We start from the raw sequence: 10,679 nt of genomic DNA, 5'->3' as shown, positions 1-10,679 counted from the left end.
GGCTACACGTTGTTCAGAAGGTCATCTCCCGGCGCGAAGCCAGGATTTTTTGCAGGACGGCACAGTCGACATCCGCCGGAACCGGGCGTTCGCCGGTGACGAGAGGCAGGAATTCGGTGTCGGGAATGTCGAGGAGCCTCTCATATTGGCCGATTTCGTCGCCGGTCAAGGCACCGATCTCGGCGTCGGCGAAGCTGCCGAGTATAAGGTCCATCTCGCGCATGCCGCGGTGCCACGAACGAAACAGAAGCTTGCGGCGGCGGGCATCGAGGCCCTCGCTTGATCGTTTCGTTCCGGTCATCTTCCAACATCCTTGCCCAGGCGGCGCATATAGCGTGGATAGAAGGCGGTGTCAGCCTTGCGCTACAGTCGCCGCAACATAAGCTGACATCATGCGTCCCTCCCTCCTCGATCCGCTGTTTGTCCCGATCACCTCGCTTGTCGGCGTCGGGCCAAAAGTTGGCGCCCTGATCGAAAAAGTCGTAGCAGCCGACCTCGGCGACCGGGCCGCGCGCGCCGGCGACCTCTTGTTCGTGCTGCCGCATACTGTCATCGACCGCCGCAACCGCCCGGGCATCGCCGGTTCGGCCGAGGGCGCCATCGTTACGCTCGACGTACGCATTGACCGCCACCAGCCGCCGCCACGCGGCAACAGGTCGGTCCCGTACCGGGTCTACGCCCATGACGACACCGGCGAGATCGCGCTCACCTTCTTCCATGCCCATGCTGCCTATCTCGAAAAAGCAATGCCCGTAGGCGAGCATGTCGTCGTCTCAGGCCGCATGGAATGGTTCAACGGCCGCCCGACCATGGTTCACCCCGACCATATCGCCCTTGCTAGCGACGCGGAAAACTTGCCGCTGGTGGAGCCGGTCTATCCGCTGACCGCCGGGCTCTCGGGCAAGGTGCTGCGCCGGGCCGTCGGCCAGGCGCTGGCCCGCCTGCCGGTCCTGCCCGAATGGCAGGACGGCGAGTTCCGGCGCCGCCACGCCTTTCCTGCTTTCGGCGATGCGCTCAACCGCATCCACAATCCTGCCGACCCGATCGACGTCTCTGTCGACGGCGCAGCGTGGCGACGCCTTGCCTATGACGAGTTCTTGGCCGGCCAGGTATCGCTGGCGCTGGTGCGGGCCAAGGTCCGCCGATTATCTGGCCGGCCACTCGTCGGCGACGGCCGCATAGTCGAACAACTGCGCGTGGCACTCCCCTATTCGCTGACCATGTCGCAGGAAATGGCGCTTGCCGAAATCAACGCCGATCTCGGTGACCCCGAACGCATGCTGCGCCTTTTGCAGGGCGATGTCGGCTCCGGCAAGACGGTGGTCGCGCTGCTTGCCATGGCGCGTGCCGTCGAGGCCGGCGGCCAGGCGGCATTGATGGCGCCGACCGAAATCCTGGCACGCCAGCATCTCGCAACGATTGCGCCATTGGCGGAACGGTCCGGCTTGCGCGTCGCCGTCCTCACCGGCCGCGAAAAGGGCCGCGAGCGCGCCGACACGCTGACCGGGCTGGCCAATGGTGACATCGACATCATCGTCGGCACCCATGCGCTGTTCCAGGAAACGGTGACGTTCCATGACCTCGTGCTCGCCGTCGTCGACGAGCAGCACCGTTTCGGCGTCCACCAGCGCCTTGCGATCACGGCCAAGGGCGATGCGCCCGACATGCTGGTGATGACGGCAACGCCGATACCGCGGACGCTGGTGCTAACTGCATTCGGCGACATGGATGTGTCGAAGCTGACGGAAAAGCCGGCCGGCCGCCAGCCGATCCGCACCGTCACCTTGCCGCTTGAACGGCTCGACGAACTGATCGGCCGCATGCTCGACGCCGTCGCCGATGGCCAGAAAATCTACTGGATCTGTCCGCTGGTCGAGGAATCCGAGGAGATCAACCTGATGTCGGCCGAGGACCGTTTTGCCTCGCTGAAGCCGCTGTTCGGCGACCGCATCGGCCTGGTGCACGGCCGCATGAAAGGCGCCGACAAAGACGCGGCGATGCGCGCCTTCAAGCAGGGCGACACCCGTATCCTGATCGCCACCACCGTCATCGAGGTCGGCGTCGATGTGCCGGATGCGACGATCATGGTCATCGAGCATGCCGAACGTTTTGGCCTCGCCCAACTGCATCAATTGCGCGGCCGGGTCGGGCGCGGCGACAAGCCTTCATCCTGCGTGCTGCTCTACAAGGATCCGCTCGGCGAGACGGCAAAACGCCGTCTGTCGGTGATGCGCGAGACCGAGGACGGCTTCCGTATCGCCGAAGAGGATCTGAAGCTGCGCGGCGAAGGCGAGTTGCTCGGCACCCGCCAGTCCGGCACGCCGGGCTTCCAGGTGGCGCGCATCGAGGCGCATGCCGACCTGCTCGAGGCCGCTCGCGACGATGCGCGGCTGATCCTGTCGCGCGATCCGGAACTGCAGTCCGAACGCGGCACGGCGCTGCGCCTGTTGCTCTATCTGTTCGGCCGTGACGAGGCCGTGCGGCTGCTCCGTGCCGGCTGAGGCATCGTGCCAAGCGGAGGATTGGCAAGCGCGCCGTGGATCTGCTCGCCGTTCACCGTCACCATTTTGACGGCCGGCGCCACCAGGCCGGCCGACACGATCAGCTTGGCTCCGTCCTCGATTGTCATGTCGAGCAGCACAATGTCGGATTTCGGCACATACATCAGAAAGCCCGTCGTCGGGTTGGGCGTACAGGGCATGAACACGGCAATCAGCGGATCGCCTTCCCGGTCGAGCTTCTGGTTGATCTCGGTTTCCTTCTCGCTGGCGACGAAAACCAGCGACCAGACCCCCTTGCGCGGATATTCGACCAACCCGACCTGGCGGAACATGTCGCCCTTGTTCGACAGCACGGTCTCGAAAATCTGCTTCAGCGAACGGTAGATGCCGCGCACCAGCGGCATGCGGCCAAGCAGGCGCTCGCCGAAATTGACGATGGCGCGGCCAACGATATTGGCGGTCATAAAGCCGATGAAGGTGATGAGGATCAGGGCAACGATCAGCCCAAAACCCGGCACTGGAAACGGCAAGTAGGTGTCGGGATTGTAGCGCACTGGAATGTAGGGTTTCACCCAGGAATCGACCCAGCCGATCAGCGACCAGGCAATGTAGGCGGTGATCGCGAGCGGCGCGCAAACGACGAAGCCGGTCAGGAAATAGTTTCTCAGCCGGGTCATGCCTGAGGTCTTGAGAGCATCCGACATGGTTCACCGCAGCGTGTGTTTGCAGCGCGACACTACTGAACCCGAAGGCGCTTTGGAATGGCGAAGTTTTTAAACGAGACCTATTCCACCGTTACCGATTTCGCCAGGTTGCGAGGCTGGTCGACATCCGTGCCCATGAACACGGCGGTGAAGTAGGCGAGCATCTGGATCGGCAGCGCGTAGATGATCGGCGAGATGATTTCCGGCACGTCCGGCAAAACGATCGTCTCCATCGTCTTCACCGTAGCGTGTGCGGCGCCCTTGCTGTCGGTGATCAGGATGATCTTGCCGCCGCGTGCCGCCACCTCCTGCATGTTCGACACGGTCTTTTCGAAGATGCGGTCATGCGGGGCGATGACGATGACAGGCATGTTCTCGTCGATCAGCGCGATCGGGCCGTGCTTCAACTCGCCGGCGGCATAGCCTTCGGCGTGGATATAGGAAATTTCCTTGAGCTTCAGCGCGCCTTCCATGGCCAGCGGAAAATTGGTGTCACGGCCGAGATAAAGCACGTTTTTGTAGTGCGAGAGGTCGCGCGCGATCTTTTCGATCTGACCGTCGAGCTTTAGCACCTGGTTCGCATAACGCGGCGCTTCCGACAGCTCGCGTATCAGCGTTTTCTCCTGCTCATGCGAAATCGTTCCGCGCGCCACGCCGGCCCGCACCGCCAGTGAGGCTAGCACGGAAAGCTGGCAGGTGAACGCCTTGGTCGAGGCGACGCCGATCTCCGGGCCGGCCAATGTCGGCAGGATGACGTCGGATTCGCGCGCCATGGTCGATTCGCGCACATTGACGACCGCGCCGATCTTCATGCCAGCCTTGCGGCAGTAGCGCAGCGACGCCAGCGTGTCGGCGGTCTCACCCGATTGCGAGATGAAGAAAGCGGCATCGTTCTTCGACAGCGGCATCTCGCGGTAGCGGAACTCCGAAGCGACATCGATGTCGACCGGCAGCCGCGCATAGCGCTCGAACCAGTATTTGCTGATCAGCCCGGCGAGATAAGCGGTGCCGCAGGCCGAGATCGCCAGCCGGTCGATCTTGGCGAAATCGAACGGCAGGTCGAGCGGCTTCGAGACGCCGCCGACGAAATCAACATAATGCGCCAGCGTGTGCGAGATCACTTCCGGCTGCTCATGGATTTCCTTTTCCATGAAATGGCGGCGGTTGCCTTTGTCGACCATGAAGCTCGTGCTGAGCGACTGTTGGCGTTTGCGGTCGACCTTGTTGCCGCCCATGTCGAAGATATCGACCTCGTTGCGGCGCACCACCGCCCAGTCGCCGTCTTCCAGATAGGTGATCGAATTGGTGAAAGGGGCAAGCGCAATGGCGTCGGAGCCAAGGAACATCTGGCCATCGCCATGACCGACCGCGAGCGGTGGGCCGTTGCGGGCGCCGACGATCAGATCCTCGTCGCCCTTGAACATGATGGCGAGCGCAAAGGCGCCTTCCAGCCGCTTCAGCGCCTTGTGCGCCGCCTCAACCGGCTTCAGCCCCTTGGCCAGTTCGCGCGCCACCAGATGAGCGACGACTTCGGTATCGGTCTGCGACGTGAAGCTGTAGCCGTCGCGCATCAGCTCGTCGCGCAATTCGGCGAAATTCTCGATGATGCCGTTATGGACGATGGCGACGCCGTCAGAAAAATGCGGATGCGCATTGCTCTCGTTCGGAACGCCATGCGTGGCCCAGCGCGTGTGGCCGATGCCGATCATGCCGTCGAGTGGTTCGTCCTTCAGCCGGCGCTCGAGATTGACCAGCTTGCCCTCGGCGCGGCGGCGGTCAAGCCTGCCGTGCTTGATCGTGGCGACGCCGGCCGAGTCATAGCCGCGATATTCGAGCCTTTTCAGCGCATCGACGATAAGCGGCGCGACCGGCGAGTTACCGATAATTCCAACGATACCGCACATGGCGCTTGCCCCCGATTCCGACCTCAAACCCGGCGCTATTTAGAGACTGCCGGGCTGTCGCGAAAAATCACATTCCATTTCGTCCGGTATCAGCCGGACTATCCTGCACAGATGCACCATGACAGGGCGCACTTGCAATCCGGTTACTGCAATTGCTCAGTTTCTCCGCTTATGTATCCTACCTCGGCTCAACGGCTCAAGAAATCAGTCAAAGACATGATGCGGCTATGAACGAACGAATTGACACGGTGACGCTTTGGCGCCCGGTTGGGCCCCGCGAACTGGAGTTGATCCAGAAGACAGGGATGCGCGCCTTTCCTCCTCGACTTGCCGATCAGCCGATCTTCTATCCAGTCACCAGCGAGGCCTATGCCACCCAGATCGCCCGAGACTGGAATGTGCCCGCGAGCGGATCAGGTTACGTGACGCGTTTCGAGGTGCGTCGCAGCTTTCTGGACCGTTACAGCGTCCAGCATGCCGGTAGCCGGGCGCATCTGGAATACTGGATCCCGGCCGAAGACTTGTCGGCCTTCAACGATGCAATCGTTGGCGAAATCCAGCTTGTCGCCGAGTTTCGTTAGTCTACCCTTTTTTGCGGGCCGCCGCGGCCGAAGAAAAACGCTCGCGCAACGCCTTGCCCTTGCCGGGCAGCGTCCGCTGGCGGGCACGGCCGAAGGCCAGCGCATCGTCGGGTACGCTCTCGGTGATGACGCTGCCCGAGGCGATGTAGCCGCCCTTGCCGATCGACACCGGCGCCACCAGCGAGGAGTTTGAGCCGATGAAGGCGCCTTCGCCGATATCGGTGAAGAATTTCGAATAGCCGTCATAGTTGCAGGTGATGGTGCCGGCGCCGATATTGGCACCGGCGCCGATGCGAGCATCGCCGATATACGTCAGATGGTTGACCTTGGCGCCCTCCTCGACGATCGCCTGCTTTACCTCGCAAAAATTGCCGACCTTGGCCTTGGTTCTCAGATCGGCCCCGGGCCGCAGCCGCGCGAACGGGCCGACATCGCAGTTCGACGCAATGGTGGCGCCTTCGATATGGCTGAAGGCATGGATCTTGGCGCCCGTGGCGATTTTTACGCCCGGCCCGAACCAGACATTGGGTTCGACAATCGTGTCGGCGCCGATCTCGGTATCGTGCGAGAAGAACACGGTTTCGGGCGCAATCAGCGTAACGCCAGAAAGCATCGCCTCGCGCCGCCGGCGCGTCTGCCAGATACCTTCCGCCTGGGCAAGCTCGGCACGGTTGTTGATGCCGAGCGCGTTCTCGAAACTGGCTTCGGTGGCTACGACATCAAGTCCCTGCGCAGCGGCGATCTCGACGATGTCGGTGAGATAATACTCGCCCTTGGCGTTCTTGCTGTCTACTTGATCGAGCAGCTTCAGGGCGTGCCTGCCAGCGACCGCCATCAGCCCGCCATTGCAGAAGGTGATTTTCTTCTCCTCGTCCGAGCAGTCCTTCTCCTCGCGGATGGCCACGAGCTTGCCGGCCTTTTCGATAAGCCGGCCGTAGCCCGAAGGATTCTCTGTACGGAAGCCGACCACGACGACGGCCGCACCTTCGGCCAGCTTCAGCCGCGCCGCCGCGAGCGCTTCCGGATCGATCAACGGCGTGTCGCCAAACATCACCAAGATGTCGTCATAACCCTTTGATATTGCTGCGCGTGCGGCAAGCACGGCGTGCGCGGTGCCGAGACGTTTTTCCTGGACGAAAACGTCGACCTTGGGCGCAAACTTGAGTGCGGCCTTGCGCATCTCATCGGCGCCATGGCCGATCACCAGCGCCAGATCGCCGCTGCCGGCGGCTTCGGCCGCCTTGACGACATGGGCAACCATTGGCAGGCCGGCGATTGTGTGCAGTACTTTCGGCACTGCACTCTTCATGCGCGTGCCTTCGCCAGCGGCGAGGATGATGGACAGGCAGGATCTCTGGCTCATGGGGACAGCAACCGTTGAAAGGGGTCTGGAATCGAAGCGTTAGTAGCACCGGCGGCATGCTGCACCAATGCGGTTAAATTCCGGTGAGACGGTAGAACCTCCAACCCGCGACACGCTCAAGCCGATCGGCTCAGGCGGCTTCCGCCTCGTTGCGTGATGCGAAGCTGGGGGCTCGGCCACGGCCGTATTGCCGTGGCGAACAGTTCATGACCCGCTTGAAGGCTGTGCTGAAGGCGCTTTCGGATTCGTAGCCGAGCGACAGCGCGATGACGGCGACGGGATCGCTGGAATTCGTCAGCCGGTCGCCGGCCAGCAGCATTCGCCAGCGCGTCAAATAGTCCATCGGCGACGCGCCGACCGTCTCCTTGAATCTGAGCGCAAAGGTCGATCGCGACATGCCGGTCCGTTCCGCCAGTTCCTGTAACGTCCAGCCATGCGCCGGATTGTCATGCATGGCGCTGATCGCCGTGCCGATCTGTTTGTCCGCGAGGGCAAAGAGCCAGCCGACGCCACCTTTCAATCCTTCCGAAAGATGCAGCCGCAGCGCCTGAACCAGCATCATGTGGGCGAGGTGCTGGATCACCAGAAAGCCGCCCGGCTGCGGCTCGCGCAGCTCCTGCATCATCCGCTCCACCGACCAGCGCAGCGCCGACTGGTCCGACTCTTTGCGGATATGCACAATAGCTGGCAGCATCCGCAACAGGATGCCGGCATGATTACCGCCAAGCGCGAAGCGGCTGCTGACCAGAAAGAAATCACCACCGCCATTGTGGGTCACGACACCGCCGGCTCGCGCAGGCGGAAAAATCTTGACGGCTTCAACAGGCGTCAAGCTCATGTCGCTTGCAAGGCGGAAAGGCCGTCCACTCGGCAGCAGGAAGCAGTCTCCCGTCTCAAGGCGCACTGCGTCGGCAACGCCCTCCACAGATAGCCAGCACCGGCCGGAGACCACCGCTCCGGTCTTGATGCTTTGCTGCTGGTCGGGGAACTGGATCGACCATTCACCACCAGCATCGAAACCGGCCGACATATAGTTTCGCGGGTTCAGCAGCGAGAGCACATCTGAAAGGGGATCCACGGGTCATTCCGGACGATTGCGAAGATAATACGGACTTTACCGCATAGATCGTATTTTCTCAAGCGCCTATCACGACACAACTGGGCCGCGAGCATGGTCGCGGTCAGAAATGAACAGGGAGAAGTCGTGATGCGTGTTTTCGTTACCGGCGCGACCGGATTCGTCGGTTCTGCCGTCGTTCAAGAACTCATCGGCGCCGGCCATCGTGTGCTCGGCCTCGCCCGCTCTCAGGCGTCGGCCAAGTCGCTTGCAGCCACCGGAGCCGAGGTGCATCGAGGTGACCTCGAAGACCTCGAAAGCCTGCGCAGGGGCGCGGCAGCCGCCGACGCGGTAATCCATACCGGCTTCAACCATGACTTCTCGAAATTCGCGCAAAACTGCGAAATGGACCGGCGCGCCATCGAGGCGATGGGCGGAGCACTCAAAGGCTCCGAGCGGCCCCTGCTCGTCACCTCCGGAACCGCGCTCCAGGCCCGGGGCCGTATCGCGACCGAAGAAGATGCGCCTGTTCCCGCTTCCGCCTCGTATCCCCGCGCCTCCGAAGCGACAGCCGCCGCGCTGGCGGCACACGGGGTGCGCGCGTCGGTTGTTCGCCTTCCTCCGTCGGTCCATGGCCAGGGCGATCACGCCTTTGTTCCTATTCTCATCGACCTTGCTCGGATGAAGGGGGTGTCGGCCTATGTCGGCGGAGGGCTCAATCGCTGGCCTGCCGTGCATCGGTTCGATGCCGCCCGCGTCTACCGGCTTGCGCTCGAGCATGGAGCCGGTGGCGGGCGATATCACGCGATCGCCGAAGAAGGCGTGCCGTTCAAGGACATCGCCGGCGTGATCGGCCGTCGCCTGAACGTGCCGGTCATCGCCAAGTCCGGGGAAGAAGCCGCCGATCATTTTGGCTGGTTCGCGATGTTCGCGGCGATGGATGTCCCGACCTCGAGCGAACGGACTCGCGCGTTGCTGGGGTGGGCGCCGAGCGGACCCGGGCTCATCGCCGATATCGACCAGCCGGACTATTTCGAAGGTTGAGCGGACCACGTAGCTACTGTGCCTCGCGCCGCAGCTACGGCCTCGCGCTTCGGCCGGGCGGCAACCTATCCCAATTGCCCCAGCACCGGAAAATTCTCGAGCAGCCAGTATGACACGGTCTGCACGCCGCCGGTCAGGAAAAACACGCCGGCGACCACCAACAGCGCACCGATGGCTTTTTCGACGCGGCCGAGATGGACGCGGAATTTCCCGAGAAAGCGCATGAAGGCGCCTGAAAACAGCGCCGCAACGAGGAAGGGAATACCGAGGCCGAGCGAATAGGCGGCAAGCAGCAGCGCGCCCTCGCCCACCGTCTCGCGGCCGCCGGCAAGCGTCAGGATCGGCCCCAGCACCGGGCCGATACAGGGCGTCCAGCCAAAGGCGAAGGCCAAGCCCATGACATAAGCGGCGATCAGGCTGGCCGGCTTGCCTTGTGACTGGAAGCGCGCCTCGCGTGAAAGCAGCGGGATGCGCAGTACGCCGAGGAAATTCAGCCCCATCAGGATGATCAGCACGCCAGCCGCCATTGCCAGCGGCTCCTGCCAGACTCGCAGCAGATGGCCGATGGTCGAGGCGCCGGCGCCGAGCGCGACGAAGACGGTCGAAAAGCCGAGCACGAAGGCGATGGAGGAATTAACCAGCGCGCCGCGTGCACCGGCCTTTGCCGTAATGCCGGCCTCGCCGCGGAAATCGTCGACCGACACGCCGGCCATATAGCACAGGTAAGGCGGCACCAGCGGCAGCACGCAGGGTGACAGGAACGAAATTGCTCCCGCCCCGATCGCGCTGACATAGCCGACGTCCAATGCCATTTCCGTCTCCCGATGACTGCGCAGCCATATAGCTACGACAACGGCCGTCCGCCAATCACCATCGCGTGGCCCCATCACATTGGATAGCAAGTCGTCGCCCCTCGCCTGGATCGATGGAAAACAACTCGGGAAGAAAGGGCGGCCAGGCAGCGTTGATCAAACGAAGCTGCGTTGTTCCGCGCGCTTTTCGAATGATCCAGGGAGAAGTCCATGAAAACGATCGCAATTGGCATGATCGCGCTTTTGCTCGGCACCACGGCGTCCTTGGCCGCCGAGGCGTGGAAGGAAGCAGAAGTCGGCGGCACCAAGATCTACACCGACGCCAGCGGCATGACGCTCTACACCTACGACAAGGACGAGGCGGGCAAGTCGAACTGCTACGACAAATGCGCCGCCAATTGGCCGCCGCTGAAGGCTGACGCCAACGCCAAGGCCGAGGGCGAGTGGACGATCGTCGACCGCACCGACGGCACCAGGATGTGGGCCTACGAAGGTAAGCCGCTCTACACGTTCATCAAGGACAAGAAGGCCGGGGACGTCACCGGCGAGGGTGTCGGCGGCGTCTGGCATATCGCCAAGGCCGACTAAGCCTTGAGCTTCTGATCCGCTGTAACAGGCGGTAACACGGCTGGTCGCTGGGAACTCGACCCAACCGCCCCGGCGGCCAGCTTTTCGGCACGGCAATTCCTTGCGACTGTCCGAGCAAAATGCCG

At 62.8% G+C, this 10,679-nt stretch carries 10 protein-coding genes; 4 read left to right on the top strand and 6 right to left on the bottom strand.

What is annotated here, in order from left to right:
* Nucleotides 1–13: 13 nt before the first annotated feature.
* Entirely contained in the window at nt 14–301 is a 288-nt protein-coding gene (locus AC0L2Y_RS23125; protein WP_473559695.1) for an FAD assembly factor SdhE, read from the bottom strand.
* Between the two features lie 91 nt (nt 302–392).
* Between AC0L2Y_RS23125 and recG the strand changes: the two genes are divergently transcribed.
* Nucleotides 393–2,501: an ATP-dependent DNA helicase RecG gene (gene recG, locus AC0L2Y_RS23120; RefSeq protein ID WP_473559693.1), complete on the top strand. Its 2,109-nt coding sequence runs from the start codon at nt 393–395 to the stop codon at nt 2,499–2,501.
* Here the strand turns inward: recG and AC0L2Y_RS23115 are convergent.
* Together AC0L2Y_RS23115 and glmS are read right to left on the bottom strand one after the other, a co-directional pair.
* Complete coding sequence (locus AC0L2Y_RS23115) at nt 2,453–3,205, bottom strand: DUF502 domain-containing protein (RefSeq protein ID WP_352491637.1); 753 nt, start codon at nt 3,203–3,205, stop codon at nt 2,453–2,455. The two genes, recG and AC0L2Y_RS23115, sit on opposite strands and share 49 nt — an antisense overlap.
* 80 nt (nt 3,206–3,285) lie before the next feature.
* Nucleotides 3,286–5,109: a glutamine--fructose-6-phosphate transaminase (isomerizing) gene (glmS, locus tag AC0L2Y_RS23110; RefSeq protein WP_352565329.1), complete on the bottom strand. Its 1,824-nt coding sequence runs from the start codon at nt 5,107–5,109 to the stop codon at nt 3,286–3,288.
* A 227-nt stretch (nt 5,110–5,336) separates the two neighbouring features.
* Between glmS and AC0L2Y_RS23105 the strand changes: the two genes are divergently transcribed.
* A complete protein-coding gene (locus AC0L2Y_RS23105) occupies nt 5,337–5,690 on the top strand; it encodes an ADP-ribosylation/crystallin J1 (RefSeq protein ID WP_473559691.1) in 354 nt (117 codons plus the stop codon).
* A gap of 1 nt (nt 5,691) precedes the next feature.
* Here the strand turns inward: AC0L2Y_RS23105 and glmU are convergent, their stop codons facing one another.
* Both glmU and AC0L2Y_RS23095 read right to left on the bottom strand, forming a co-directional pair.
* Nucleotides 5,692–7,053, bottom strand: a complete 1,362-nt coding sequence (gene glmU, locus AC0L2Y_RS23100) for a bifunctional UDP-N-acetylglucosamine diphosphorylase/glucosamine-1-phosphate N-acetyltransferase GlmU (protein ID WP_473559689.1) — start codon at nt 7,051–7,053, stop codon at nt 5,692–5,694.
* A gap of 130 nt (nt 7,054–7,183) precedes the next feature.
* On the bottom strand, nt 7,184–8,131 hold the full coding sequence (locus AC0L2Y_RS23095) for an AraC family transcriptional regulator (RefSeq protein WP_473559687.1): 948 nt from the start codon (nt 8,129–8,131) through the stop codon (nt 7,184–7,186).
* 129 nt (nt 8,132–8,260) lie between these two features.
* Between AC0L2Y_RS23095 and AC0L2Y_RS23090 the strand changes: the two genes are divergently transcribed.
* On the top strand, nt 8,261–9,154 hold the full coding sequence (locus AC0L2Y_RS23090; RefSeq protein WP_473559807.1) for an SDR family oxidoreductase: 894 nt from the start codon (nt 8,261–8,263) through the stop codon (nt 9,152–9,154).
* Nucleotides 9,155–9,219: 65 nt separating this feature from the next.
* Here AC0L2Y_RS23090 and AC0L2Y_RS23085 read toward each other — a convergent pair whose 3' ends face one another.
* Entirely contained in the window at nt 9,220–9,966 is a 747-nt protein-coding gene (locus tag AC0L2Y_RS23085; protein WP_352493140.1) for a cytochrome c biogenesis CcdA family protein, read from the bottom strand.
* Nucleotides 9,967–10,176: 210 nt separating this feature from the next.
* Between AC0L2Y_RS23085 and AC0L2Y_RS23080 the strand changes: the two genes are divergently transcribed.
* Nucleotides 10,177–10,554: a COG4315 family predicted lipoprotein gene (locus AC0L2Y_RS23080; RefSeq protein WP_473559686.1), complete on the top strand. Its 378-nt coding sequence runs from the start codon at nt 10,177–10,179 to the stop codon at nt 10,552–10,554.
* The last annotated feature ends 125 nt before the right edge of the window (nt 10,555–10,679 follow it).

This window comes from Mesorhizobium sp. WSM4830, from assembly GCF_055811495.1.
This window is presented reverse-complemented; position numbering and strand designations above follow the sequence as displayed.

Coding starts and splice junctions, on each gene's coding strand:
- AC0L2Y_RS23090 (WP_473559807.1), top strand. CDS start 8,261: ATGCGTGTTTTCGTTACCGGCGCGACCGGATTCGTCGGTTCTGCCGTC.
- AC0L2Y_RS23085 (WP_352493140.1), bottom strand. CDS start 9,966: ATGGCATTGGACGTCGGCTATGTCAGCGCGATCGGGGCGGGAGCAATT.
- glmU (WP_473559689.1), bottom strand. CDS start 7,053: ATGAGCCAGAGATCCTGCCTGTCCATCATCCTCGCCGCTGGCGAAGGC.
- recG (WP_473559693.1), top strand. CDS start 393: ATGCGTCCCTCCCTCCTCGATCCGCTGTTTGTCCCGATCACCTCGCTT.
- AC0L2Y_RS23105 (WP_473559691.1), top strand. CDS start 5,337: ATGAACGAACGAATTGACACGGTGACGCTTTGGCGCCCGGTTGGGCCC.
- AC0L2Y_RS23080 (WP_473559686.1), top strand. CDS start 10,177: ATGAAAACGATCGCAATTGGCATGATCGCGCTTTTGCTCGGCACCACG.
- AC0L2Y_RS23125 (WP_473559695.1), bottom strand. CDS start 301: ATGACCGGAACGAAACGATCAAGCGAGGGCCTCGATGCCCGCCGCCGC.
- AC0L2Y_RS23115 (WP_352491637.1), bottom strand. CDS start 3,205: ATGTCGGATGCTCTCAAGACCTCAGGCATGACCCGGCTGAGAAACTAT.
- glmS (WP_352565329.1), bottom strand. CDS start 5,109: ATGTGCGGTATCGTTGGAATTATCGGTAACTCGCCGGTCGCGCCGCTT.